This window comes from Pseudomonas sp. 05N431, from assembly GCF_056397005.1.
In genome coordinates this window covers 69,360-93,907 of the sequence record NZ_JBFTMN010000005.1, presented here as the reverse complement: position 1 = coordinate 93,907, position 24,548 = coordinate 69,360, and the positions used below count along the sequence as shown (strand labels likewise).

Sequence of the window (24,548 nt, the reverse complement as noted above, 5' to 3'; positions counted from 1 at the left end):
TGTGTTCACAGATCCCATGTGGGAGCGAGCTTGCTCGCGATGAGGGCCTGTCAGGCGCCGACGATCCCGCCATCTTCCCGGGTAATCGCCATCACCGAGGAGCGCGGTTTACCGTTAGGCAAATGCTCGGGGAAGGTCGACCCACCGTTTTCCCCCGGATGTTGAATCCCGACAAACAAGGTCTTCTGGTCCGGCGAAAAGCTGATGCCGGTCACTTCACAGCCCACCGGGCCAACCATGAAGCGGCGGATCTCACCGGTCGCAGGATCAGCGCAAAGCATCTGATTGTTACCCATGCCCGCGAAGTCGCCCGCATTGCTGTAGTCCCCGTCGCTGAGAATCCACAGGCGACCTGCCTTGTCGAAGCCCAAACCATCCGGGCTGTTGAACATGTTGTGTGGCGTGATGTTCGACGAGCCGGCTTTCGCTGTCCCGGCGTGCACGGTTGGATTACCCGCCACCACGAACAGATCCCAGCCGAACGTCAGCGACGCGTGGTCGTCGTGATCAGTGCGCCAGCGCAGGATTTGCCCGTAGACGTTTTTCTCCCGTGGGTTCGGCCCGCCCACCGGTTGCCCGTCTTCGCCGCGTTTGGCGTTGTTGGTCAGGGTGCAATAGACCTGGCCGTCTTGCGGGCTGACGACGATCCACTCCGGGCGATCCATGCGCGTGGCACCGACAACGCTGGCGGCCTGACGCGCGTGAATCAGCACCTCGGCCTGATCGGCAAAACCGCTGCTGGCGTCGATGCCGTTCTTGCCGTGAGTCAGTTCGATCCACTGGCCCTGACCTTTTGGATGGTCGGGGTTGCTGTCGCCGGCATCGAAACGTGCAACGTACAGCGTGCCGTGGTCCAGCAGGTCGTGGTTGGCCTTGAGGTTGGCATGATTGATCTTGTCGCGGCTGACGAACTTGTAGATGAACTCGCCACGTTCATCGTCGCCCATGTACACCACCGCACGACCGTCGTGGGTCTCGGCCAGGGCCGCGTTTTCGTGTTTGAAACGGCCCAGGGCGGTGCGTTTGACCGGGGTCGATTGCGGGTCGAACGGGTCGATTTCCACCACCCAGCCGTGACGGTTGAGTTCGTTGGGGTTTTTCGCCAGATCAAAACGCGGGTCGTGTTGATGCCAGTTGATCTCTTTGCTGGCGACCGATGCGCCATAGCGCTTTTGTGCGGCGTCGAACTTGTGCTCGGGATTGCTGCTGCCAAAGCAGTCGGTGAAGTTCTCTTCACAGGTCAGATAAGTACCCCAAGGCGTTTTGCCATTGGCGCAATTCTGAAAGGTCCCGAACACTTTTTTGCCGGTCTTGTCGGCGGCGGTTTTCATCAGCTCATGGCCAGCGGCCGGGCCGCTCAACTGCAGCGGTGCATTGCCATGGATTCGGCGGTTGTAGCGCGAGCCCTGAACGAACTGCCATTGGCCGTTTTTACGCTGGACTTCGATCACCGACACGCCTTCGCAGGCCAGCGCTTTGCGCACTTCTTCGGCCGACTGCGGCATGCCGCCATGGGCGTAGAGGTAACGGTAGTTGGTGTATTCGTTGTTGATCGCCATCAGCGCGCGATTGTCGTCGCCGGGGAAAGCGAACAGGCTCATGCCGTCGTTGTTGTCACCGAACTGGACTTCCTGGGCCTCGGCGCTGCCGTTGCCACTCGGGTCGAAGGCCGGGCCGTTCTTGTGCAGCGGCTGGCCCCAACTGATCAACACCGAAGAGGTGTAACCCGGCGGCAGGGTGATGGTGTCGCTGGTGGCGGCTGCAATGCTGTCGAAGCCCAGCAATTTGCTCGAAGCAGCGTTGACACTGGCGGCCAGTGCGCTACGGCTCAGCAGGTTGCCACCGAGGAACATCGCCGCACCGCAGAGGGCGCCGGCGCTGATAAAACCACGACGACTGAGGCCGACGATTTTTTCGAGGTCGGTGGCTTGGTTTTCTTCTAATAGGCTCACATCAGGCTCCCTGCTGGTTTTTGCAGCCACCTTAAGGAGCGTCTATGACACAAATGTTGCAGTTTTGATCGGGGTGAGCACCGACCTGTAGCAGCTGCCGAAGGCTGCGTTCGGTGGCGAAGCCGCCGCAAAAACCTGACACCGCGATTCTGAGTCTTTATTTGAGTCGAGAGGATTGCGACTGCTTCGCAGCCGAACGCAGCCTTCGGCAGCTGCTACAAAAAGCGCGGCAGGCCTGAGTTAGAGCGGTGTTCCGAGCAAAACATTGGAGGGCGAGAACTGCACCTGGGCGGCTTTTTTGGCGCTTAAACCCAGGCTTTTGAGGTGCTGCGGCTCGGCCAGCGCGCATAGCGTCTGACCATTGGGCAGGGCGATTCGGACTTCACTGGGACCATCTTCGGCGTCGAGAATCTCCTCGACAGTGCCCTTCAGACAATTGTGTCCGGGTGTTGCAAGTTGTCCTGCGCCGAGTAAATCGAGCCAGCCAGCCTTGATCAACGCCACCACTTCAGTGCCCGTTTCCAGTTCCAGGCGCAGGGTACTGTCGTGGGTGATCTGGGCCTGAATGGTCAACCCGGCCGCCAGTTCCAGGCTGATCAGATCGTTGCGGCCTTGAGAGTCGATGGTCGTGACCGTGCCATGCAGCTGATTGCGCGCGCTGGTCCTGAGCATCAGGCGCCCGAGCAAATCGAGGTCACTGGCGTCTTCGGCGGCTTCCAGCACCTGTGCCTGCAAGGCTTGCAGGCGCTGATAAAGGCGCAGCACCCGTTCACCTTCACTGGACAGTTTTGCGCCACCACCGCCCTTGCCGCCGACGCTGCGTTCCACCAGCGGTTTCTGCGCCAGATTGTTCAACTCGTCGATCGCATCCCACGCGGCTTTGTAGCTCAGCCCGGCGCTTTTCGCGGCGCGGGTGATCGAGCCTTGTTCGGCGATGTGTTGCAGCAAGGCGATGCGCTGCGGACGACGGACGATGTGTTGGGACAACAAAGTAGGCAAGGACATGGCAAGGGGCTGCGAGCGGGTAGTGATGGATTTGGACGTTGGCGGCTTGGCGCGTGAGAGTCAAGTCGGCTCCCCGGGTTTTGGTGTGCGCGCCAGGCAATAAACGTCGACCCGCGCCGCGCCCGCCCCGATCAGCAAGCGAGTCAGGCTTTGCGCGGTGGCACCGGTGGTCAGCACGTCGTCGACAAGCGCCAGGTGGCGCCCCTTGATCTGCGCGTTCGGTGTCAGTGCGAAGGCCCTGAGCAAGTTCTGTTTGCGCGCCTTGGCATCCAGATCCTGTTGCGCGGTGGTGTCCTGGGTTCGTAACAGCAGGTTCTCATCGCAGTTGATCTGCAGGCTGTTGCTGAGCCAGCGGGCGAGCATCGCCGCCTGGTTGTAACCCCGCTCGCGTAGCCGTTTGCGGGCCAAGGGCACCGGCACCAAGGCGTCGGGCCGCTTAAGGCCTTCATCGAAGTGATGTTGCAGCGATTGAGCAAGAAGTTCAGCAAGTAAGCGGCCATATGGCCACTTTGCCCCATGCTTGAAGCGGGTGATCAAACTGTCGAGCGGGAAGCTATAGGTCCAGGGCGCGATCACCTGCTCGAAGGCCGGTGGCTCTTTCAAACACTGGCCGCACGTGAGGCCGGCCACAGGCAAGGGCAGGGCGCAGACCTGACAATGGTCGCCGAGCCAGGGCAACTCGGTTTCGCAGGACGTGCAAATTGGTTGAAGGGTGTCAGACCGTTCATCGCAAAGCAAACAGAATTGTTCGTTTTTTAACCAGATGTAAACCGGTCCTTTGTATCGTGGTTGACAGCGCATGGCTCTTCCTTAAATATGCCGAACATCCGTGTCGCGTCTGTGGATATTCCGTTCCACAGCCGCTTGCCAAGCATAAACAAGGAAACGCCCATGAGCGCCAGCACCACTGCAAACCTGCGTCATGACTGGTCTTTGGCCGAAGTCAAAGCACTCTTCGTTCAGCCATTCAACGACCTGTTGTTTCAGGCGCAGACGGTGCACCGCGCGCACTTCGACGCCAATCGCGTCCAGGTGTCGACCCTGCTGTCGATCAAAACCGGCGCGTGCCCTGAAGATTGCAAATATTGTCCGCAGTCCGGTCACTACAACACCGGCCTGGAAAAAGAAAAGCTGATGGAAGTGCAGAAGGTCCTCGAAGAGGCTGCTCGCGCCAAGGCCATCGGTTCGACCCGCTTTTGCATGGGCGCTGCCTGGAAGCATCCGTCGGCCAAAGACATGCCGTACGTGCTGGAAATGGTCAAGGGCGTGAAGGCCATGGGCCTGGAAACCTGCATGACCCTCGGCCGTCTCGATCAGGACCAGACCGTAGCCCTGGCCGAAGCCGGCCTCGATTACTACAACCACAACCTTGATACCTCGCCGGAGTTCTACGGCAGCATCATCACCACCCGTACTTACAGCGAGCGCCTGCAAACCCTGGCGTATGTCCGTGATTCTGGGATGAAGATCTGCTCGGGCGGCATTCTCGGCATGGGCGAGTCCCTCGACGACCGCGCCAACCTGCTGATCCAGCTGGCCAACCTGCCGGAGCATCCGGAGTCGGTGCCGATCAACATGCTGGTGAAAGTCGCCGGTACGCCGCTGGAAAATGCCGACGACATCGACCCGTTCGACTTCATCCGCATGCTCGCCGTCGCACGTATCCTGATGCCGAAATCCCACGTGCGCCTGTCCGCCGGCCGCGAAGCCATGAACGAGCAGATGCAGGCCCTGGCGTTCTTCGCCGGTGCCAACTCGATTTTCTACGGTGAGAAATTGCTGACCACCGCCAACCCGCAGGCTGACAAGGACATGCAACTGTTCTCGCGCCTCGGCATCCTCCCGGAAGCACGCGAAGAGCACGCCGACGAAGTGCATCAGGCGGCTATCGAGCAAGCGCTGGTCGAACAGAAAAGCAGCGAGCAGTTCTACAACGCCGCTGTTTGATTGACGCAGAACCCCTTGTGGGAGCGAGCTTGCTCGCGATGAGGCCATAACATTCAACATTTATGCTGACTGCTACATTGCCATCGCGAGCAAGCTCGCTCCCACAGGGGGACTGTGCAACCGTCCGCACTCTGTGAGTTGACCTTCGAGGCCTGCATGTCTTTCGATCTCGCCGCACGCCTTGCTGCCCGTCGTGCTGAAAACCTCTATCGCCAGCGTCCCTTGCTGGAGACCCCACAAGGTCCGCAAGTGGTGGTCGACGGCCAGCCATTGCTGGCGTTCTGTAATAACGACTACCTGGGCCTGGCCAATCATCCGCAAGTGATCGAAGCCTGGCGTGCCGGCGCCGTCCGCTGGGGTGTCGGTGGCGGTGCTTCGCACCTGGTGATCGGCCATAGCAGTCCGCATCACGCGCTTGAAGAAGCCTTGGCCGATCTGACAGGGCGCCCGCGCGCGTTGCTGTTTACCACCGGCTACATGGCTAACCTGGGTGCGGTCACCGCGTTGGTCGGGCAGGGCGACACGGTGCTCGAAGACCGACTCAATCATGCATCGCTACTGGATGCCGGGCTGTTGTCGGGCGCACGTTTCAATCGCTATTTACACAACGATGCCGTCAGTCTCGCCAAACGCCTGGAGAAGGCTACCGGCAATACGCTGGTGGTGACCGACGGGGTGTTCAGCATGGACGGCGACATCGCCGACCTGCCGGCGCTGGCTCGCGAGGCCAAGGCCAAAGGCGCATGGCTGATGGTCGATGATGCCCACGGCTTTGGTCCCTTGGGCGCTAATGGCGGCGGGACCGTCGAGCACTTTGGATTGAGTCTGGAGGATGTGCCGGTCTTGGTCGGCACCTTGGGCAAAGCGTTCGGCACCGCGGGCGCGTTTGTCGCGGGCAGCGATGACCTGATCGAAAGCCTGATCCAGTTCGCCCGACCGTACATTTACACCACCAGCCAGCCACCGGCGCTGGCGTGTGCAACCCTGAAAAGTCTTGAGTTGCTGCGCAGCGAACATTGGCGACGCGAGCACCTGAACGTGCTGATTCGCCAATTTCGAAAAGGCGCCGAGCAGATGGGGCTGGAGTTGATGGACAGCGCTACGCCGATCCAGCCGATCATGATCGGCGATGCCGGGCGCGCAATGCTTTTTTCGCAGATGCTGCGTCAGCGCGGGCTAATGGTGACCGCGATCCGTCCACCCACTGTGCCGGCCGGCAGTGCACGTTTGCGCGTGACCCTGACAGCGGCGCACAGCGAAGCGCAGGTGCAGCTATTGTTAGAAGGTCTGGCCGATTGTCTTCAGCAACTGGGCGCGGAGCCGAACCATGCGTGATCGTCTGATTCTGTTGCCCGGTTGGGGACTCGGCATTTCGCCGCTGGAGCCTTTGGCAGCGGCCTTGCAGGGGTTGGACGAACACCTGCGCGTCGAGATCGAACCACTGCCGGAACTGGAGTCGAGCGACCTTGATGAATGGCTCGACGAACTGGATTCGACCCTGCCCAAAGATGCCTGGCTCGGTGGCTGGTCGCTCGGCGGGATGCTCGCCTCAGAACTCGCGGCTCGACGCGGCGAGCGCTGCTGCGGTTTGCTGACGCTGGCGAGCAACCCTTCCTTTGTGGCGCATGCCGAGTGGTCGAGCGCCATGCCGGGCGAGACCTTCGATGCGTTTCTGGCCGGGTGCAGCGCGGACCCGCGCATGACCCTCAAGCGTTTCAGTCTGCTCTGCGCCCAAGGTGCCGAAGACCCGCGTGGGTTGTCGCGACTGTTGTTGGCGGGTGCGCCGAATACCCCGCAGGCGCAGTTGATGAGCGGGTTGGAAGTGCTCGCACAACTGGACAATAGGCAAGCCTTGCAGGCCTTTCGAGGTCCACAGCTGCATCTGTTCGCCGGGCTTGACGGGTTGGTTCCGGCCGAAGCCGCCGGTGAGCTGCTGGCGTTACTCCCCGATGTCGAAATTGGTCTGATTGAACAGGCCAGTCACGCGTTTCTTCTGGAAGATCCCCACGGTGTGGCGGGGGCCATCCAGGCCTTTTTGCATGAGTCCGGCGATGACTGATTTATCCCTTCCCAACCTGCCTGGTGGCTTGCCCGACAAGCGTCAGGTCGCGGCATCCTTTTCCCGTGCAGCGGCCAGCTATGACAGCGTTGCCGAATTGCAGCGGGCTGTCGGCAGTGAGTTGCTGGGGCGTTTGCCGGCTGATCGAACGCCCGCTCGCTGGCTGGATCTGGGCTGTGGCACAGGGTATTTCAGTCGTGCGCTTAGTGAACGATTCGATGCCAGCGAAGGGCTGGCGCTGGATATCGCGCAAGGCATGCTCAAGCACGCACGGCCCTTGGGCGGCGCGACACATTTCATAGCCGGCGATGCCGAGCGCTTGCCGTTGCAAAACGCGAGCTGTGACCTGGTGTTCTCCAGCCTGGCGGTGCAGTGGTGCGCCGATTTCAGGGCGGTGCTGAGCGAGGCTTATCGGGTTCTGAAACCTGGCGGTGTGTTGGCGTTTGCCAGTCTCTGTGTGGGTACGCTGTATGAATTGCGCGACAGTTGGCGTCAGGTCGATGGCCTGGTACACGTCAACCGTTTCCGCGAGTTCGGCAGGTATCAACAGCTGTGTGCGGCCAGCGGCTTTAACGTGATCAGTCTGCAAAGTTGTCCGCACGTGCTGTATTACCCGGATGTGCGTAGTCTGACTCACGAACTCAAGGCCTTGGGCGCGCATAATCTCAATCCTGGTCGGCCGGGCGGGCTGACAGGCCGGGCGCGGATCATGGGTTTGATCGACGCCTATGAGCAGTTTCGTCAGGCGCAAGGACTGCCCGCGACCTATCAGGTGGTTTACGCCGTGTTGGAGAAGCCACTATGAGCGCAGCCTATTTCATCACCGGTACCGACACCGACGTCGGCAAGACCACCATCGCCGCTGGCCTGCTGCACGCCGCGCGGCTGGCGGGGTTGAGCACGGCGGCCGGGAAACCCGTGGCCTCTGGCTGCGAGGTGACACCCAAAGGGTTGCGCAATGCCGACGCGTTGGCGCTGTTGGCGCAATGTTCGTTGCCGTTGACCTATGCCGAGGTCAATCCGGTGGCTTTCGAACCGGCCATCGCGCCACATCTGGCTGCGCGCGAGGCGGGGTTCGCGCTGACGGTCCAGTCGTTGCTGGCGCCGATGCGGCACATAGTGGACAAGCAGGCCGACTTCACCTTGATCGAAGGTGCGGGCGGCTGGCGGGTGCCGCTGGCTGACCAGGACAATCTCTCGGACCTGGCGATGGCGCTGGATCTGCCGGTGATTCTGGTGGTTGGTGTACGCCTGGGTTGCATCAGTCATGCATTGCTGACGGCCGAGGCGATTGCCCGGGACGGTTTGCAACTGGCGGGTTGGGTGGCCAACATCATTGACCCCAAGACGTCGCGGCTGGAAGAGAACCTCGCCACGCTGGCTGAGCGCCTGCCGGCGCCGTGCCTGGGGCGGGTGCCGAAACTCAAGCTAGTCACGGCAGAAGCGGTGGCGGAGCATCTTCAGCTGGACTTGCTCGACTAGATTTTGCCTATGGCAAGGCATTGTGCCATTAGTGTTTTTGTCGGGCCTTTTGTCGGTGTCTCTGGTTCAATGAGCGCTGTTTATCCTTTGCAGGATGGAGTTGCTCCATGGACATTTCGGGAAGCACCGCGTTTTATGCTGGTCTGAGTTCCATTCAGGCTGGGCAGAACCGTGTTGATCAGGCCGCCAGCCAAATCGCCGGCACCACAGTCGATCGTTCGGCCTCCAGCCAGTCCTCCGACGCTCAGATCGACCGATTGCGCTCGGTCGATCGCAGCCAGCAATCGAATCTGGCCAGTAATATGGTCGATATGTCCCAAGGCAAAATCCAGGCAGAACTGGGTGTCAAAGTCGCCAAGGCTTCTGACGAAATGCTCGGTACGTTGATCGATACTTTCGCTTGATCTCTCGCTGAACCTATTTGCCTGAACGCCGCCCTTGGCGCGGTGTTCTGTCGGGCATGTCCTTCTCGCTCAACTAATCTTTCCTACACGGTTTGTTGCCTTGCGCACCGGCTGCGGGCCTTTGCGCGTGCGGGATTTATGTGGGTCATGACGAACGGCAAAAGATCGACGCTTGACAAGATTTCGGCGTAAACGTATGTTTCAAACAACTGTTTGACCGTCACAACAAATCATTGCGGTCGTTCATTCCCGGTTACATCAGCAGAGGTTTATCGCTATGCCTGACTACAAGGCCCCCTTGCGTGATATTCGCTTCGTTCGTGACGAACTGCTCGGCTACGAAGCGCACTATCAGAGCCTTCCGGCTTGCCAGGACGCTACCCCGGACATGGTTGACGCCATTCTCGAGGAAGGCGCCAAGTTTTGTGAGCAGGTGCTGGCTCCTCTGAACCGCGTGGGTGACACCGAAGGTTGCATCTGGAGCGAGTCCGGCGTTAAGACCCCGACTGGCTTCAAAGAAGCCTACAAACAATTCGTCGAAGGTGGCTGGCCAAGCCTGGCCCACGACGTAGAGCACGGTGGCCAAGGTCTGCCGGAGTCTCTGGGTCTAGCTGTGAGCGAAATGGTCGGCGAAGCCAACTGGTCGTGGGGCATGTACCCAGGCCTGTCTCATGGCGCGATGAACACCATTTCCGAACACGGTACGCCAGAGCAGCAAGAGGCTTACCTGACCAAACTGGTATCCGGCGAGTGGACCGGCACCATGTGCCTGACCGAACCGCACTGCGGCACCGACCTGGGTATGCTGCGCACCAAGGCCGAGCCTCAGGCTGATGGTTCCTACAAAGTTTCCGGCACCAAGATCTTCATCTCGGCCGGCGAACACGACATGGCCGACAACATCGTCCACATCGTTCTGGCTCGCCTGCCGGATGCGCCTGCTGGCACCAAAGGCATTTCGCTGTTCATCGTTCCAAAGTTCCTGCCGAACGCTGACGGCAGCATCGGTGCACGCAACGCCGTGAGCTGTGGTTCCCTGGAACACAAAATGGGCATCCACGGTAACGCCACCTGCGTGATGAACTTCGACGCGGCCACCGGTTTCCTGATCGGCCCGGCGAACAAAGGCCTGAACTGCATGTTCACCTTTATGAATACCGCGCGTCTGGGTACGGCTCTGCAAGGTCTGGCCCACGCCGAGATCGGCTTCCAGGGCGGACTGAAATACGCTCGTGATCGCCTGCAAATGCGCTCCCTGACTGGCCCGAAAGCGCCGGACAAAGCCGCTGACCCAATCATCGTTCACCCTGATGTACGTCGTATGCTGTTGACCATGAAGGCATTCGCCGAAGGCAACCGTGCGATGGTTTACTTCACGGCCAAGCAGGTCGACATCGTCAAGTACGGCGTGGACGAAGAAGAGAAGAAGAAAGCCGATGCGCTGCTGGCTTTCATGACACCGATCGCCAAAGCCTTCATGACTGAAGTCGGCTTCGAATCCGCTAACCACGGTGTGCAAATCTACGGCGGCCACGGCTTCATCGCCGAGTGGGGCATGGAGCAGAACGTTCGCGACAGCCGTATTTCGATGCTGTACGAAGGCACAACCGGTATCCAGGCGCTCGACTTGCTGGGCCGTAAAGTGCTGATGACTCAAGGCGAGGCTCTGAAAGGCTTCACCAAGATCGTCCACAAGTTCTGCCAGACCAACGAAGGCAACGAAGCGGTCAAAGAGTTCGTCGAGCCGTTGGCTGCACTGAACAAGGAGTGGGGCGAGCTGACCATGAAGGTCGGTATGGCCGCGATGAAAGATCGCGAGGAAGTCGGTGCCGCGTCGGTGGACTACCTGATGTACTCCGGTTACGCCTGCCTGGCCTACTTCTGGGCTGACATGGCGCGTCTGGCTGCCGAGAAACTGGCTGCCGGCACCACCGAAGAGGCGTTCTACACCGCCAAGCTGCAGACAGCGCGCTTCTACTTCCAGCGCATCCTGCCGCGTACCCGCACTCACGTTGCAACCATGCTGTCGGGCGCTAACAACCTGATGGACATGAAAGAAGAAGACTTCGCACTGGGCTACTAAGTCCTGCGGAGCGCTTCAAACAGCCGCTGCTTCTTCGGGAGCAGCGGCTTTTTTCTGCCCGCTAAAAACGGCTGCAAATATTCCCGACTAAAACGCTAAGTAGAACGCTTTTGCTGCCGTTAAAGAGTGTGCGGTGTGATGCGCGTCACATTGCATGTGCTTAACTGCCCAGAATGCAGGCACAATGACATCAATTGTTTTGCCGGGCTGGAGCTCTACCCTTGCCGCGTTCTTCCGCTGTACGTCTCAGTCACTTTTTGCCCTCACTACTGTTGTTGCTTGCGGGGCTCGCGGCTGCCTACGTCAAGGATCTCAACGTCTTTTTCACCTCACTGTTCAACGTGCTGCCAACCCTGGTGCTGTTGCTCGGTGGTTCGTACTGCGCGGTTTACCGACGCCAACGTGAACTGTTTCTGATGGTCACGGTGTACATCGCCTACTACCTGCTCGACACCCAAACCGATTACTACCGTGATTACGGCAAGGTGCGTGACGACGCGGCGGTGGTTTTCCATCTCTGCTGTTTGCTGCTGCCTTTGCTGTACGGGCTGTTTGCTGCCTGGCAGGAACGCACTCACCTGTTTCAGGACATGGTCGCGCGCTTTGCCGTACTGCTGGCGTTCGGCAGTGTTGCACTGGGGCTTGAACAAAGTTACCCACAGGCGTTGTTGATGTGGCTGTCGGAAATACGCTGGCCGGCGTTGCATGGTGCCTGGATGAGTTTGATCCAGTTGTCGTATCCGGTGTTCCTCGCGTCCTTTGTGCTGTTGGCGTATCAATACTGGCGCAACCCACGGCCGCTGCATGCGGCGCAACTGGTGGGCTTGCTCGGACTGTTCTGGATGTTGCCCAAGACCTTCATCCTGCCGTTCACCCTGAACATCATGTGCAGTCAGGTGATGTTGATGATTGCCGCGGCGGTCGCCCACGAAGCCTATCAAATGGCTTTTCGTGATGAGCTGACCGGTCTGCCGGGGCGCCGCGCCTTGAACGAGCGCATGCAGCGTCTTGGCCGCAACTATGTGTTGGCGATGAGCGACGTCGACCACTTCAAGAAATTCAACGACACCCACGGGCATGATGTCGGCGACCAGGTGTTGCGACTGGTGGCCAGCAAGTTGTCGAAGATCGGCGGCGGTGGTCGGGCGTATCGTTACGGGGGCGAGGAGTTCGCCTTGGTGTTCGCCGCCAAGACGCTCGAAGAATGTATGCCGCACCTGGAAGTCATCCGTGAGTCAATTGCCTCCTACAACATCCAGTTGCGTAATCAGGACAGCCGTCCGCAAGACGATCAGCAAGGTCGGCAACGCCGTGCGGGCTCTGGCGCTTCAAGCGTTTCGGTCACGGTGAGCATCGGTGTCGCCGAGCGACTGGAACAGCGGACCCCGGAAGAAGTCCTGAAATCTGCTGACCAGGCGCTCTACAGTGCCAAGGGCGCGGGGCGAAACTGCGTGATGGCATTCGGGCAAAGCCGCCGCGGCGCGGTGCGCATGGACGGCGCCGCGGGTTGAGTGATGATGGCGCATTCAGCGTCTGGACTGTGATTGTTCGGGGCGATTCGCGGCAGTAGGTTTGGAAGATCTGCTGACGGAGAAACGACCATGCCCGAGTACAAAGCTCCCCTGCGCGACATGCGCTTTCTGATCGACCACGTCTTCGACTTTCACGCCAGTTACGCGGCCCTCGGTGCTACCGACGCCAGCCCGGACATGGTCAACGCGATCCTCGAAGAGGGCGCTAAATTCTGCGAAAACGTGCTGGCACCGCTAAACCGTTCCGGTGATGAAGAGGGCTGCCATTTCGACAATGGCGTGGTCACTACTCCCAAAGGTTTCAGGCAGGCATTTGCGCAGTACGTCGAGGGCGGCTGGCATGGTCTGGCGGCGGACCCGACTTACGGCGGTCAAGGGTTACCCCTTTCACTGGGGCTGGTGATCAGTGAAATGGTCGGCTCCAGCAACACTTCCTGGGGCATGTATCCAGGCCTGACCCACGGCGCGATGTCGGCGATCCATGCCCATGGTACCGAAGAGCAAAAGCAGACCTACCTGAGCAAACTCACGGCCGGGCAGTGGACCGGCACCATGTGCCTGACCGAAGCGCATTGCGGTACGGACCTGGGGATCATCAAGACCCGCGCAGTGCCGCAAGCCGACGGCAGTTATGCGGTCACTGGCAGCAAGATTTTCATCTCCGCCGGCGAGCACGACATGAGCGACAACATCATTCACCTGGTGTTGGCCAAACTGCCGGATGCGCCCGCCGGGACCAAAGGTATCTCGCTGTTCATCGTACCCAAGTTCCTGCCCGATGCCCAAGGCGAGGCCGGTGAGCGCAACGGGGTTTCCTGCGGTTCGATCGAACACAAGATGGGCATCAAGGCGTCGGCCACCTGCGTGCTGAACTTCGATGGTGCCAAGGGCTTCCTGATTGGCGAGGCGAACAAGGGCCTGAACTGCATGTTCACCATGATGAACCACGCCCGGCTCGGCACCGGGATGCAGGGTTTGTGTCTGGGTGAAGCGAGCTTCCAGGGCGCGATCGAGTACGCCAACGATCGCTTGCAAATGCGCTCGCTGACCGGACCCAAAGCGCCGGAAAAGGCTGCCGATCCGATCATCGTCCACCCCGACGTACGGCGTATGCTGCTGACCATGAAAGCCTTCAACGAAGGTAACCGCGCGCTGACCTATTTCACCGCGCAATTGCTCGATGTCGCACACCTGAGTAGCGACGAAACCCAGCGTCAGGATGCCGAGGACCTGCTGGCGTTCCTGACGCCAATCTGTAAAGCCTTCATGACCGAAACCGGCCTGGAAGTGACCAACCATGGCATGCAGGTGTTCGGCGGCCATGGGTTTATTCGCGAGTGGGGCATGGAGCAGTTGGTGCGTGACTGCCGTATTGCGCCCATCTATGAAGGCACCAACGGCATTCAGGCGTTGGACTTGCTAGGGCGCAAGGTGCTTGGTAGCCAAGGCAAACTGCTGCGCGGGTTCACCAGGATTGTTCACAAATTCTGTGAAGCCAATGCCGCACATCCGCAGCTCAACGCGTATGTGGCGCAGCTGAACGGTTTGAACCGGCAGTGGGGCGAGTTGACCACCAAGGTTGGTATGGCCGCGATGAAAAATCCGGATGAGGTCGGCGCTGCGGCGCTGGATTACTTGATGTACAGCGGCTACATCATTTTGGCTTACCTGTGGCTGCGCATGGCACTGGTGGCTCAGGCAAAGCTTGCGGCGGGCAGCGGTGACGCTGATTTTTACCGGGGCAAACTGGCCACGTGCGAGTTCTACTTCAAGCGCCTGTTGCCACGTACGACTACCCATCAGGCTGCAATCGAAGCGGGCAGTGATTGTCTGATGAAACTGCCTGCGGAGTTGTTTGCGCTCTGACATAAGGCACTGCTTCTGAAAGATCGCAGCCTGGGGCAACTCCTACAATTCAGGTGAACCTGTAGGAGTTGCCCCAGGCTGTGATCTTTTTTTCAGTGACCAAAAATTACAAATAAGTCACTAGCTGACCCTATGTATCGTAAAAGTTGTTCGGGTACACTCAAGACCTTGCTGAAATCCGATCCCACGAATCACTTTTCAAGTTCTCACGAGGTTTGCCATGGCTGACTACAAAGCGCCCTTGCGCGATATGCGCTTCGTCCTCAATGAAGTTTTCGAGGTTGCCAAACTGTGGGCTGAACTGCCCGCCCTGGCCGACACCGTCGATGCCGAGACCGTTGAGGCAATCCTTGAGGAAGCCGGCAAAGTCACCAGCAAAAGCATCGCACCGCTGAGCCGTGCCGCTGACGAAGAAGGCTGCCACTGGAGCGACGGCGCCGTCACCACGCCAGCAGGTTTCCCACAGGCTTATCAGACCTATGCTGAAGGCGGTTGGGTCGGCGTCGGTGGTGATCCGTCCTACGGTGGCATGGGGATGCCGAAAGCGGTTTCGGCCCAGGTCGAAGAAATGGTCAACTCTGCCAGCCTGTCATTCGGTCTGTACCCGATGCTGACTGCCGGGGCTTGCCTGTCGATCAACGCTCACGCCAGCGAAGAACTGAAAGCCGCTTACCTGCCAAACATGTACGCGGGTGTCTGGGCAGGCTCCATGTGCCTGACCGAACCGCATGCGGGGACTGACTTGGGGATTATCCGTACCAAGGCCGAACCGCAGGCGGACGGTTCCTACAAAGTCAGCGGAACCAAGATCTTCATCACCGGCGGTGAACACGACCTGACTGAAAACATCATTCACCTGGTGCTGGCCAAACTGCCGGATGCCCCAGCGGGCCCGAAAGGTATTTCGCTGTTCCTGGTTCCGAAGTTCATGGTCAACGCCGACGGCAGTCTCGGCGCGCGCAACCCGGCTAACTGCGGTTCGATCGAACACAAAATGGGCATCCAGGCATCCGCTACCTGCGTGATGAACTTCGACGAAGCCGTGGGTTACCTCGTGGGTGAGCCGAACAAAGGCCTGGCGGCCATGTTCACCATGATGAACTACGAGCGTCTGGGCGTTGGTATCCAGGGCCTGGCCAGTGGCGAGCGCTCTTACCAGAACGCGGTTGAATACGCTCGCGATCGTCTGCAAAGCCGCTCGCCGACAGGGGCGCAGAACAAAGACAAGGTCGCCGACCCGATCATCGTTCACCCGGACGTACGTCGTATGCTGCTGACCATGAAGGCCTCGAACGAGGGTGGTCGTGCATTTTCAACCTACGTGGCCATGCAACTGGATACCGCCAAGTTCAGCGAAGACGTGACCACCCGCAAACGCGCCGAAGACCTGGTGGCCTTGCTGACGCCGGTCGCCAAGGCATTCCTCACGGATCTGGGCCTCGAAACCACCGTTCACGGCCAGCAGGTTTTCGGTGGCCACGGCTACATCCGCGAGTGGGGCCAGGAGCAACTGGTGCGTGACGTGCGGATCACCCAGATCTACGAAGGCACCAACGGCATTCAGGCGCTTGACCTGGTGGGGCGCAAGATCGTCGGGAGCGGCGGGGCGTACTACAAGTTGTTTGCTGATGAGATTCGTCATTTCACCGCCACTGCGAGCGCTGATCTGGCCGAGTTCACCAAGCCGTTGAACGATGCGGTCGATACGTTGGACGAACTGACCGCCTGGCTGTTGGACCGTGTGAAAAATAACCCGAACGAAATCGGCGCGGCCTCGGTCGAGTATCTGCAAGTGTTTGGCTATGTGTCCTACGCTTACATGTGGGCACTGATGGCCAAGGCAGCCTTTGGCAAGGAGGCGCAGGATGATTTCTACGCCAGCAAACTGGGCACCGCACGCTTCTACTTTGCTCGCCTGCTGCCACGGATTCATTCGCTGAGCGCTTCGGTCAAGGCCGGTAGTGAGTCGCTGTTCCTGTTGGATGCGGCGCAATTCTGAGAAGTGTAACGTCATGTAAGCATTTACTTACGTGACGTGCTGCTGTTTTCCCCTGTTACAGGATTGGATCCAGAGCTAATCTACTTCACATGGACGTCGCGCAGGAAGCGCAAAGCAATAACACGGACACGTAGGATTCTGCCAGGACGGCGGAGTGAAATGGATGTCAGGGAAACAGTCTGCAAAGCCCCGCTTCGGCGGGGTTTTCTTTTGCCTGCGATTTATGTTTTGCCATTCAGCCCTGAACATCGAGTACCGTCGGGCTGGTCATTCGCCCGGTTGGGCCGTTCATCACGTCTTCCAGCAGGTTGCGCAGCAACTCCAGCGTCGCTTGCTGACGTTGAACGTCGCGACAGACCAATCCTACTTTCAGGGGGACCCGCGGCTCACTCAAGGGTTTCCACAAGAGTGCCGTGTTTCCGTGTTCCTGCTGTGAGCGGCCGGGCAGGACGGTGGCCAGTCGGGTGTGGGGCAAACTGTCGAGGATCCCCGCCATGTTGTTCAGTTCAGCCTGTACTTGCGGGCGGCGTCCGAGATTGGCCAATTGCCCTTGCCAGATCTGCCGGACCTGAAACTCTTCCCCCAGCAACAGCATCGGCAACTCCGCTGCCTGACTCATGGAGACTTTCTTGAATTCACGCAACGGATGATCGGCAGGGATGACCAGGGTCAGTTCATCTTCATAGAGCAAAACGCCATGCAGTCCGGGTTGGCGCGGCGGCAGATAGCTGATGCCGATGTCGAGTGAGCCATTGAGCAGTCGACGTTCGATTTCCAGCCCCGTGAGCTCGTAGATTTGTACCACCAGGTGGGGTTGCGCCTTGCGTACACGCTCCAGCATTTTGGGTACCAGGCTGGTGTGGACGGTTTGCAGCACACCGATGGCCAAGGTGCGCAACGCCTGGCCCTTGAAGTTGCCCAAGGCCTCGCGCGCACGCTGCAGACCGTCGAGCAACGGCAGGGCGTGGTTGTACAAAGTATGCGCGGCCAGCGTGGGTAGCAGGCGTTTACTGCTGCGTTCGAACAGGCTCACGTCGAGGTTTTGTTCCAGTTGGCGGATCTGTTGCGACAGCGCCGGCTGGGAGATCGACAGGCGTTCGGCGGCCCGTCCGACATGGCCTTCTTCATACACCGCGACGAAATAACGCAGTTGCTTAAAATCCATAAGTAATTCTTATCGAAAAAGCTGGAAAATCGAAATGGCTCAGCGCCCGGCAGAAGCCTAGTCTAACCGCATTCACAAGGCTTACAGGGCCAAAGAACGCGATGAATACCGTTTACGTTGATGGTGTTTACATAGGCAAGGCAAAAAACCTCGGGCAGGGTTTGATCAGCGATACGGACAAACAGCGGATTGCCAATCGACTCTGGTTGTGGCCGCAAGGCCTGGGCAGCGATGAGCACGGCGATCCGCGTTTTCATACCGGCCCCGAACGCGCCCTGCATCATTACCCGGCCGAGCACTACGCTTACTGGCGTAAACGTTATCCACAGGTCGACTGGAACGCGCCGGCCTTCGGTGAAAATCTTTCAACCCATGGCCTGACTGAAGAGCAGGTGTGCCTCGGCGATATGTTTCGCTGGGGCGGTGCGTTGTTGCAAGTTAGCCAACCGCGCTCGCCGTGCTATCGGTTGAGCCATCTCTGGGGCGTGCCGATCCTGCCGCAACTGGCCCAGGACACGGGACGCTGTGGCTGGTTCTACCGAGTTCTCAAACCGGGTTTTGTCAGTGCCGAGCAGCCGTTCGAGCTGATCCAGCGCAGCTACCCGGGTCTGACCGTGGCCTGGGCCTTGCGCTGTTTTTATCGGGAGCCGCTTGAGCATGCCGGTTTGAAAAAGCTCGTCGACTGCCCGGCGCTGTCTTCGCGCTGGCGTGATATTGCACTCAAACGCTTGCGCACCGGGCGCGTCGAGGATTGGTCTTCGCGTCTGTTGGGTTCGCCGCTTGAGGGAATGCGCGCATGAACCTGTTCAACCTGCGTCGCCAACAGCCGAGCCTGGATGATCTGGTGGTGGAGCATTTTCGACCTTCCAGACACGGCAACCTTTCCAGCGAGTGCCTGATGCCCAGTGTCGAGCGACCCCGGCACATTTTCGTTCGCGGCCAGGGATCCTGGCTCTGGGACAGTGACGACCGCGCGTATCTGGATTTTACCCAAGGCGGTGCGGCCAACAGTCTCGGCCACAGCCCATCGGTACTGATCAATACCATCGCCGCTCAAGCGCAAACACTGATCAATCCGGGGTCGGGTCTGCTTAACCGTGGCCAACTCAATCTGGCCGAGCGGTTGTGCGCCAGTACCGGCAGTGATCAGGTTTACCTGCTCAACAGTGGTAGTGAAGCTTGCGAAGCAGCGATCAAGCTGGCGCGTAAGTGGGGGCAACTGCATCGCGGTGGTGCTTCGCGGATCATTACGGCCAGCGGTAGCTGCCATGGTCACGGCTTTGCGGCCATGGCCGCGTCGGACAGTCAGAGTAATCGCTTTGAGCCGCAGCTTCCGGGTTTCAGCCACGTTCCGTTCAATGATTTGCCAGCGCTACATGCGGCGGTGGATGCGCAGACCGTCGCCATCATGCTCGAACCTATCCAGAGTTCAGCCGGGGTGGTTCCGGCGACCGAGCATTACCTCAAAGGTGTCGAGCGCCTGTGCCGTGAGTTGGGGATCCTGCTGATACTCGACGAAGTACAAACCGGGATTGGCCGTTGCGGCGGTCTGCTCGCCGAACAGCTTTACGGCGTGCGTGCTGACATTGTTGTGCTGGGTAAAGGGCTGGGCGGCGGGGTGCCAGTGGCGGCGCTTCTGGCACGCGGTAAAGCCTGCTGCCTCGAGTCGGGCGAGCTGGATGGCACCCATCACGGCAACGCGTTGATGGCATCGGCGGCGCTGGCGGTTCTGGACAGCGTGCTGGATCACGGCTTCCTCGAACAGGTGCGCGATAGCGGTCAACATCTGCGCGAAGGCTTGAGTCGATTGGCCAACCGTTACGGGCACGGTGAACTGCGTGGTCAGGGGCTGCTCTGGGGACTGACACTGAGTGACGATTCGGCTGACGCGGTGGTGAACGCGGCGTTGTACGAAGGTTTGCTGTTGAGCGCCCCGAAACCCGATTGCCTGCGGTTTACACCGGCGCTGACAGTCAGCAAGGCCAATATCGACGAAATGCTCCTGCGCCTGGCCCGAGCTTTTTCCCGGGTGCGCACGGCCCAACTTCAATGTCGCAAAGGCATTGCGGTCTGAACAGCCCCGCCCTTCTCTAATTTCCTAACCGTCTCGCGGTATAACGCAGCGCCCCATGCCTGACTCTTTTGGCATGGGGCGTTTTTTTGTCTCAGCGATTTTCCAAACCCTACTCAGTGCTTGAGCGATTGCCAGAACAATGGCTTTTTGACGGAGTCGGCGAGGACTGCCGATGCCATCACGCATTGATACTGCGGATGGCTTGGTTTGTAAGTATATACCACTGAGTGGTATGGTAATGGGAAGGGATGTCCATGACGATCAGGCTGTTCAAGACCAAGCGTTTTGCCGTCCAGGCAGGCAAAGCCTGGATCGGCGATGACGAGCTCAGGTCAGCGTTCCGCGAGTTGCTTAAAGGGCAGGCAGACAGTCTGGGAGGTGGAGTTTGGAAAAAGCGTTTAAGCGAAAACCGTCACCGCTCGATTGTTCTGGCCAAGGGGGGGCGGTACTGGGTTTACCAGTTTCTGTTTGCCAAGAAAGACCAGAGCAACATCAGCCAAACGGAGTTGGCTGCCTTTCGAGATTTGGCCAAAGCCTACGAAAGGTTGAGTGATACACAGGTCCAGCAACTGCTGGATATGAGGGAGTTTGTGGAGGTACACCATGAGTAAGAAGTTCAAGAGTGAAGCCCTTGAGTCGGTTCACGACTCGGCCACTGCATTGTTGTCGATCGGCGCCATCAGCAAGACCACCATGCGCCAGTTCGATGAGTCATGCCTGGCACAGGTGCCTGAGGCGATACCCGCCGAACAGATCAAGCAACTGCGCGAGCGTAACAATGTCAGCCAACCGGTGTTCGCCCGCTATTTGAATACCAGTGCTTCTACCGTCAAACAGTGGGAAGCGGGCGACAAGCACCCCAGTGGCATGGCATTGAAGCTGCTGAGCATCGTGCAGAAGCACGGGCTGGAAATACTGGCCTGAGTTGATTGGCAAGTGCTGCAAGCCCGGATCGCAGCCCGGTGGCTGCGATCTTTTCAAGACACTCTGTCCCCCGCCTGCGCTCAGGCGTTCTTCTGCTCCATCACCTCGCGATAAAACCGCCATTCCTGCTCCAGCACATGGGCCTGATTGCTGGCCTTGCGAAAGCCGTGGCGTTCGTCCGGGTAGTAATGGGCCAGGGCGGGAATGCCGTTGTCTTGCAGGGCCTTGAGCATGTCGCGGGTCTGTTGCGGTACCACTACAGCGTCGAGTTCGCCTTGGAAGAAAATCACTGGCACGCGAATTTCACTCGCGTGCAGCAGCGGTGTGCGGGCGACGTAGCGCTCGGCATCCTGCTGTGGATCGCCGATCAGCCAGTCCAGATAGTCACCTTCGAACTTATGGGTGGTGCGGCCCAGGGCAGCCGGGTCACTGACGCCATACAAACTGGCGCCCGCGGTGAATACGTCCCGAAATGCCAGCGCGCAGAGTGTGGTGTAACCGCCGGCACTGCCACCGCGAATGAACGCGTGATCGCCGTCGATCAAACCTTGTCCGGCGAGGTAGGCGACCACGGCGCAGGCGTCTTCGACATCCACGTCGCCCCAGCTCAGGTGCAGCGCCTGCCGATAGGCGCGACCGTAACCGCTACTGCCGCGATAGTTAAGGTCAGCGACCGCGAAGCCGCGTTGTGTCCAGTACTGGATTCGCGGATCGAGCATCGGGTAGCACGCCGACGTCGGCCCGCCATGAATAAACACCAGCAGCGGTGGCTTGGCGACATCGGTCATGGCCGGATAAAAGAAACCGTGGGCCTCACCGGAACCGCTTGGGTAGCGCAGTGTTTGCGGCTGGCTGATGTGCTCGGCGGGCAGCGGAGCCACTCCGCCAGCCAACACCCGGACTTGATGGCTTTTTCGGTTGATGGCGACTACCGCAGAAGGGCTGACCGGCGAAGCCGCGATGCAGTAAACAAACTCCTGATCCAGTGCCAGATTTCGGAAGCGACTGTACTCGCCGGTGAAGTCCTCTGTGGAATTGTCAGAGCACAATCCGAGGCGTCCAAAGCCATCCACGGTCCAGCTCGCCAGGTAATTCTTTTCGTCAAGCGGCAACCAGGTGCAGCCACCGAGCTGCCAGGGCGCTGGCGCATGATCGGCGCCACTGCTGGGCAACGGCTGCAAACCTGATCCCGTTTCGACCCACGGCTGCCAGAATCCGGCGCGATCGGTCAGGCAATACAGGCGGCCGGTATCATCGAAACGAGGCTGTTGCAGGGACTCTTCAGAAACATCACCGGCCACACAGCGCGGCCGACCGAAGCCGCCGTCGGTGTCGCGCTCGGCGACCATCAAGCGTGTTTCGGTCCAGGGTTGGTGCGGCCGGCTCCATTCGATCCAGGCCAACCGCCGCGCATCCGGACTCAAGGTCGGCGCCGAGTAGAAGTCTGCGCCTTCGGCCAACAGCTGACGTTTACCGTCTGCCAGATCGATGGCCACCAGGCGATGCTGATTGCCTTGCTCTTCGACGGCGAGTACCTGCCCAGCGGCAAATTGCAGATCGCCATAACGGCATTCACCCAAGGTCAGCGCCTGCGGTATTTCACCGGCCAACGATTGCCGATACAGCTGCTGATCCGTTTCGTTGACGAAGACCACGCCATCATCGCTCAAGCAGAACGACCCGCCACCGTATTCATAGACTCGACTGCGCGCGCTGAACCCCGGCGGAGTCAGGCAATGGGCGGTGTTGTCGCGCCAGTGCCAGATTCGGCAGGCGCCATCTTCGGGGCGGTACTCATTCCAGAACAAACCCTGAGCGCCAACGCACAAGTCAGTGAAATCGACACCGGCCGCGACAGCTTTGAGGGCGCTCAAGGGTTCAGCTTTTAACGATGAGGCGTGAGTTTCGTTCATTGCGAAAGGCCAATTGTTCGATGGTCTGGGTGGCGTACTCGGCTTCTTCGCGGGCCTTGAGGATCACGCCGTGATGTTGCGACTTGCTGCACACCGGGTCGGCGTTGCTCGCATCACCCGTGAGCATGAAGGCCTGGCAACGGCAGCCGCCGAAGTCCTTTTCTTTCTCGTCGCAGGTGCGGCACGGCTCCGGCATCCAGTCGTAACCGCGAAAGCGGTTGAAGCCGAACGAGTCGTACCAGATGTGCTGCATGCTGTGATCGCGCACGTTCGGGAATTGCACCGGCATCTGCCGTGCGCCGTGGCACGGCAGGGCGGTGCCGTCCGGGGTCACGGTCAGGAAAATGCTGCCCCAGCCGTTCATGCAGGCTTTGGGGCGTTCCTCGTAGTAGTCCGGGGTGACAAAGATCAGCTTGCACGGGTGACCTTCGGCTTCGAGTTTGGCGCGGTATTCGTTGGTGATGCGCTCGGCGCGCACCAGCTGTTCCCTGGTTGGCAGCAACCCGACGCGGTTGAGCTGGGCCCAGCCGTAGAACTGGCAGGTGGCGAGTTCGACGAAGTCGGCTTCCAGGGCAATGCACAGCTCAATGATGCGGTCGATCTTGTCGATGTTGTGCCGATGGGTGACGAAGTTCAGCACCATCGGGTAGCCGTGGGCTTTCACTGCGCGGGCCATTTCGAGCTTCTGGGCGAAGGCTTTTTTCGAACCGGCCAATAAGTTATTCACCTGTTCATCGCTGGCCTGGAAACTGATCTGGATATGATCGAGACCAGCCTTCTTGAAGTCGCTGATTTTCTGCTCGGTGAGACCAATCCCCGAGGTGATCAGGTTGGTGTAGAAGCCCAGTTTGCGAGCCTCGGCGATCAGCTCGGCGAGATCCTGACGCACCAGCGGTTCGCCGCCAGAAAAGCCCAGCTGCGCCGCGCCCATTTCCCGCGCCTCGCGAAATACCTTGAGCCACTGCTCGGTGCTGAGCTCTTTGCCTTGTTCGGCGAAGTCCAGCGGGTTCGAGCAGTAGGGGCATTGAAGCGGGCAGCGGTAGGTCAGCTCGGCGAGCAGCCACAGCGGCAGGCCGATCTCGGGTTTGGACGGCAATGGCAGCGCCGCTGATTCAGGCAAGCTCGATCCAGTGCTCTGCACGGGCGACCTCCATGAATTGCTCGATGTCGTCACCGAGTTCGGGTACGCCGGGGAACTGGGCGTCCAGTTCGGCAATGATCGCCGCGACGTCACGCTTACCGTCGATCAGGCCACCAATCAGCGCGGCGCTTTCGTTGAGTTTGATCATGCCTTCCGGGTACAGCAGCACATGGCCTTTTTGCGCCGGTTCGTACTGAAAGCGGTAGCCGGGACGCCAGCTCGGGGTCTTGCTGCGGTCGAAACTCATAAGACGATCCCTTTATGCCAGACCCGTTGCTCGGTCACGCTGTGATAAGGCGGGCGATTCAGTTCATAAGCCATGCTCATGGCATCGAGCATGCTCCAAAGGATGTCCAGTTTGAACTGGAGAATTTCCAGCATGCGCTGCTGGCCTTCATACGTGGTGTAGTGCTGCAGGGTGATCGCCAGACCGTGCTCGACATCACGCCGCGCCTGACCCAGCCGGGTGCGGAAATACTCATAACCGGCTGGATCGATCCACGGGTAATGCTGCGGCCAACTGTCCAGGCGCGACTGGTGGATTTGCGGTGCGAACAGTTCGGTCAGCGAGCTGCTGGCGGCTTCCTGCCAATTGGCCCGACGGGCGAAGTTGACGTAGGCATCCACTGCGAAACGCACGCCGGGCAACACCAACTCCTGGGAACGCAGTTGCTCCGGGTCCAGGCCAACGGCTTGGCCGAGACGCAACCAGGCCTCGATGCCGCCGTCTTCACCGGGCGCGCCGTCGTGGTCGAGCAGGCGCTGAATCCACTCGCGACGGACTTCACGATCCGGGCAGTTGGCCAGAATCGCCGCGTCCTTGAGCGGGATATTCACCTGATAGTAGAAGCGGTTGGCGACCCAGCCCTGGATTTGCTCGCGGGTTGCCCTGCCTTCGTACATCGCCACGTGATACGGGTGATGGATGTGATAGTAGGCGCCCTTCGCCCGAAGCGCCTGTTCGAACTCGGCGGGGGAGAGTGGTGTGTCAGTCATTTCGGT

Annotated in this window: 22 protein-coding genes; 14 read left to right on the top strand and 8 right to left on the bottom strand. The window is 59.7% G+C overall.

Annotation, left to right across the window (positions count from 1 at the left end; genetic code table 11):
- Window positions 1-50 precede the first annotated feature (50 nt).
- The 3 genes from AC1DIG_RS11195 to AC1DIG_RS11185 all read right to left on the bottom strand — a co-directional run bounded on the left by AC1DIG_RS11195 (window position 51) and on the right by AC1DIG_RS11185 (window position 3,758).
- The gene (locus AC1DIG_RS11195; protein WP_477767359.1) at window positions 51-1,952 is read right to left on the bottom strand and encodes a PhoX family protein; all 1,902 of its coding nucleotides are present in this window, start codon (window positions 1,950-1,952) and stop codon (window positions 51-53) included.
- A gap of 240 nt (window positions 1,953-2,192) precedes the next feature.
- Window positions 2,193-2,957 (bottom strand): TOBE domain-containing protein, encoded by a 765-nt coding sequence (locus AC1DIG_RS11190; protein ID WP_477767358.1) that lies wholly within the window; start codon window positions 2,955-2,957, stop codon window positions 2,193-2,195.
- 60 nt (window positions 2,958-3,017) lie between these two features.
- Window positions 3,018-3,758, bottom strand: coding sequence for a double zinc ribbon domain-containing protein (locus AC1DIG_RS11185; RefSeq protein WP_477767357.1), 741 nt, complete (start codon window positions 3,756-3,758; stop codon window positions 3,018-3,020).
- A 90-nt stretch (window positions 3,759-3,848) separates the two neighbouring features.
- Between AC1DIG_RS11185 and bioB the strand changes: the two genes are divergently transcribed.
- The 10 genes from bioB (at window position 3,849) to AC1DIG_RS11135 (ending at window position 16,329) form a co-directional block, all read left to right on the top strand.
- Window positions 3,849-4,904, top strand: a complete 1,056-nt coding sequence (gene bioB / locus AC1DIG_RS11180; RefSeq protein WP_054594348.1) for a biotin synthase BioB — start codon at window positions 3,849-3,851, stop codon at window positions 4,902-4,904.
- A 156-nt stretch (window positions 4,905-5,060) separates the two neighbouring features.
- Window positions 5,061-6,239, top strand: a complete 1,179-nt coding sequence (bioF, locus tag AC1DIG_RS11175) for an 8-amino-7-oxononanoate synthase (RefSeq protein WP_477767356.1) — start codon at window positions 5,061-5,063, stop codon at window positions 6,237-6,239.
- Entirely contained in the window at window positions 6,232-6,963 is a 732-nt protein-coding gene (locus AC1DIG_RS11170) for an alpha/beta fold hydrolase (protein ID WP_477767355.1), read from the top strand. Before bioF ends, AC1DIG_RS11170 begins: the two co-directional genes overlap by 8 nt.
- On the top strand, window positions 6,956-7,768 hold the full coding sequence (gene bioC / locus AC1DIG_RS11165; RefSeq protein ID WP_477767354.1) for a malonyl-ACP O-methyltransferase BioC: 813 nt from the start codon (window positions 6,956-6,958) through the stop codon (window positions 7,766-7,768). The genes AC1DIG_RS11170 and bioC overlap by 8 nt, the downstream gene beginning before the upstream one ends.
- A complete protein-coding gene (bioD, locus tag AC1DIG_RS11160) occupies window positions 7,765-8,445 on the top strand; it encodes a dethiobiotin synthase (RefSeq protein WP_477767353.1) in 681 nt (226 codons plus the stop codon). Before bioC ends, bioD begins: the two co-directional genes overlap by 4 nt.
- A 107-nt stretch (window positions 8,446-8,552) precedes the next feature.
- Entirely contained in the window at window positions 8,553-8,849 is a 297-nt protein-coding gene (locus AC1DIG_RS11155) for a hypothetical protein (protein WP_054594343.1), read from the top strand.
- A 277-nt stretch (window positions 8,850-9,126) separates the two neighbouring features.
- Entirely contained in the window at window positions 9,127-10,932 is a 1,806-nt protein-coding gene (locus AC1DIG_RS11150) for a phenylacyl-CoA dehydrogenase (RefSeq protein ID WP_477767352.1), read from the top strand.
- A 221-nt stretch (window positions 10,933-11,153) separates the two neighbouring features.
- A complete protein-coding gene (locus tag AC1DIG_RS11145; RefSeq protein ID WP_477767351.1) occupies window positions 11,154-12,443 on the top strand; it encodes a GGDEF domain-containing protein in 1,290 nt (429 codons plus the stop codon).
- A gap of 90 nt (window positions 12,444-12,533) precedes the next feature.
- Window positions 12,534-14,330: an acyl-CoA dehydrogenase C-terminal domain-containing protein gene (locus tag AC1DIG_RS11140; RefSeq protein ID WP_477767350.1), complete on the top strand. Its 1,797-nt coding sequence runs from the start codon at window positions 12,534-12,536 to the stop codon at window positions 14,328-14,330.
- A gap of 220 nt (window positions 14,331-14,550) precedes the next feature.
- Entirely contained in the window at window positions 14,551-16,329 is a 1,779-nt protein-coding gene (locus tag AC1DIG_RS11135; RefSeq protein WP_123581214.1) for an acyl-CoA dehydrogenase C-terminal domain-containing protein, read from the top strand.
- A 235-nt stretch (window positions 16,330-16,564) separates the two neighbouring features.
- Here AC1DIG_RS11135 and AC1DIG_RS11130 read toward each other — a convergent pair whose 3' ends face one another.
- Window positions 16,565-17,494: a LysR family transcriptional regulator gene (locus AC1DIG_RS11130; protein ID WP_477767349.1), complete on the bottom strand. Its 930-nt coding sequence runs from the start codon at window positions 17,492-17,494 to the stop codon at window positions 16,565-16,567.
- Between the two features lie 101 nt (window positions 17,495-17,595).
- Between AC1DIG_RS11130 and AC1DIG_RS11125 the strand changes: the two genes are divergently transcribed.
- From AC1DIG_RS11125 to AC1DIG_RS11110, 4 genes are all read left to right on the top strand, one after another.
- Window positions 17,596-18,294 carry an MOSC domain-containing protein gene (locus AC1DIG_RS11125; protein ID WP_477767348.1) on the top strand — a complete coding sequence of 233 codons (699 nt, stop codon included), beginning with the start codon at window positions 17,596-17,598 and terminating at the stop codon, window positions 18,292-18,294.
- Complete coding sequence (locus tag AC1DIG_RS11120) at window positions 18,291-19,568, top strand: aspartate aminotransferase family protein (RefSeq protein WP_477767347.1); 1,278 nt, start codon at window positions 18,291-18,293, stop codon at window positions 19,566-19,568. The genes AC1DIG_RS11125 and AC1DIG_RS11120 overlap by 4 nt, the downstream gene beginning before the upstream one ends.
- Window positions 19,569-19,822: 254 nt before the next feature.
- Window positions 19,823-20,179 carry a type II toxin-antitoxin system RelE/ParE family toxin gene (locus AC1DIG_RS11115; protein WP_477767346.1) on the top strand — a complete coding sequence of 119 codons (357 nt, stop codon included), beginning with the start codon at window positions 19,823-19,825 and terminating at the stop codon, window positions 20,177-20,179.
- The gene (locus AC1DIG_RS11110) at window positions 20,172-20,492 is read left to right on the top strand and encodes a helix-turn-helix domain-containing protein (RefSeq protein ID WP_019693952.1); all 321 of its coding nucleotides are present in this window, start codon (window positions 20,172-20,174) and stop codon (window positions 20,490-20,492) included. The genes AC1DIG_RS11115 and AC1DIG_RS11110 overlap by 8 nt, the downstream gene beginning before the upstream one ends.
- An 80-nt stretch (window positions 20,493-20,572) precedes the next feature.
- Here AC1DIG_RS11110 and AC1DIG_RS11105 read toward each other — a convergent pair whose 3' ends face one another.
- The 4 genes from AC1DIG_RS11105 to pqqC are packed head-to-tail and all read right to left on the bottom strand — an operon-like array spanning window position 20,573 to window position 24,542.
- Window positions 20,573-22,405 (bottom strand): S9 family peptidase, encoded by a 1,833-nt coding sequence (locus AC1DIG_RS11105; protein ID WP_477767345.1) that lies wholly within the window; start codon window positions 22,403-22,405, stop codon window positions 20,573-20,575.
- Entirely contained in the window at window positions 22,371-23,546 is a 1,176-nt protein-coding gene (gene pqqE / locus AC1DIG_RS11100) for a pyrroloquinoline quinone biosynthesis protein PqqE (protein WP_477767344.1), read from the bottom strand. The genes AC1DIG_RS11105 and pqqE overlap by 35 nt, the downstream gene beginning before the upstream one ends.
- Entirely contained in the window at window positions 23,518-23,793 is a 276-nt protein-coding gene (gene pqqD / locus AC1DIG_RS11095; protein ID WP_103315900.1) for a pyrroloquinoline quinone biosynthesis peptide chaperone PqqD, read from the bottom strand. The genes pqqE and pqqD overlap by 29 nt, the downstream gene beginning before the upstream one ends.
- Window positions 23,790-24,542, bottom strand: a complete 753-nt coding sequence (gene pqqC / locus AC1DIG_RS11090; protein WP_477767343.1) for a pyrroloquinoline-quinone synthase PqqC — start codon at window positions 24,540-24,542, stop codon at window positions 23,790-23,792. Before pqqC ends, pqqD begins: the two co-directional genes overlap by 4 nt.
- Window positions 24,543-24,548: the final 6 nt, after the last annotated feature.

Coding starts and splice junctions, on each gene's coding strand:
- AC1DIG_RS11190 (WP_477767358.1), bottom strand. CDS start 2,957: ATGTCCTTGCCTACTTTGTTGTCCCAACACATCGTCCGTCGTCCGCAG.
- AC1DIG_RS11185 (WP_477767357.1), bottom strand. CDS start 3,758: ATGCGCTGTCAACCACGATACAAAGGACCGGTTTACATCTGGTTAAAA.
- bioB (WP_054594348.1), top strand. CDS start 3,849: ATGAGCGCCAGCACCACTGCAAACCTGCGTCATGACTGGTCTTTGGCC.
- bioF (WP_477767356.1), top strand. CDS start 5,061: ATGTCTTTCGATCTCGCCGCACGCCTTGCTGCCCGTCGTGCTGAAAAC.
- AC1DIG_RS11170 (WP_477767355.1), top strand. CDS start 6,232: ATGCGTGATCGTCTGATTCTGTTGCCCGGTTGGGGACTCGGCATTTCG.
- bioC (WP_477767354.1), top strand. CDS start 6,956: ATGACTGATTTATCCCTTCCCAACCTGCCTGGTGGCTTGCCCGACAAG.
- bioD (WP_477767353.1), top strand. CDS start 7,765: ATGAGCGCAGCCTATTTCATCACCGGTACCGACACCGACGTCGGCAAG.
- AC1DIG_RS11155 (WP_054594343.1), top strand. CDS start 8,553: ATGGACATTTCGGGAAGCACCGCGTTTTATGCTGGTCTGAGTTCCATT.
- AC1DIG_RS11150 (WP_477767352.1), top strand. CDS start 9,127: ATGCCTGACTACAAGGCCCCCTTGCGTGATATTCGCTTCGTTCGTGAC.
- AC1DIG_RS11140 (WP_477767350.1), top strand. CDS start 12,534: ATGCCCGAGTACAAAGCTCCCCTGCGCGACATGCGCTTTCTGATCGAC.
- AC1DIG_RS11135 (WP_123581214.1), top strand. CDS start 14,551: ATGGCTGACTACAAAGCGCCCTTGCGCGATATGCGCTTCGTCCTCAAT.
- AC1DIG_RS11130 (WP_477767349.1), bottom strand. CDS start 17,494: ATGGATTTTAAGCAACTGCGTTATTTCGTCGCGGTGTATGAAGAAGGC.
- AC1DIG_RS11125 (WP_477767348.1), top strand. CDS start 17,596: ATGAATACCGTTTACGTTGATGGTGTTTACATAGGCAAGGCAAAAAAC.
- AC1DIG_RS11120 (WP_477767347.1), top strand. CDS start 18,291: ATGAACCTGTTCAACCTGCGTCGCCAACAGCCGAGCCTGGATGATCTG.
- AC1DIG_RS11115 (WP_477767346.1), top strand. CDS start 19,823: ATGACGATCAGGCTGTTCAAGACCAAGCGTTTTGCCGTCCAGGCAGGC.
- AC1DIG_RS11110 (WP_019693952.1), top strand. CDS start 20,172: ATGAGTAAGAAGTTCAAGAGTGAAGCCCTTGAGTCGGTTCACGACTCG.
- AC1DIG_RS11105 (WP_477767345.1), bottom strand. CDS start 22,405: ATGAACGAAACTCACGCCTCATCGTTAAAAGCTGAACCCTTGAGCGCC.
- pqqD (WP_103315900.1), bottom strand. CDS start 23,793: ATGAGTTTCGACCGCAGCAAGACCCCGAGCTGGCGTCCCGGCTACCGC.
- pqqC (WP_477767343.1), bottom strand. CDS start 24,542: ATGACTGACACACCACTCTCCCCCGCCGAGTTCGAACAGGCGCTTCGG.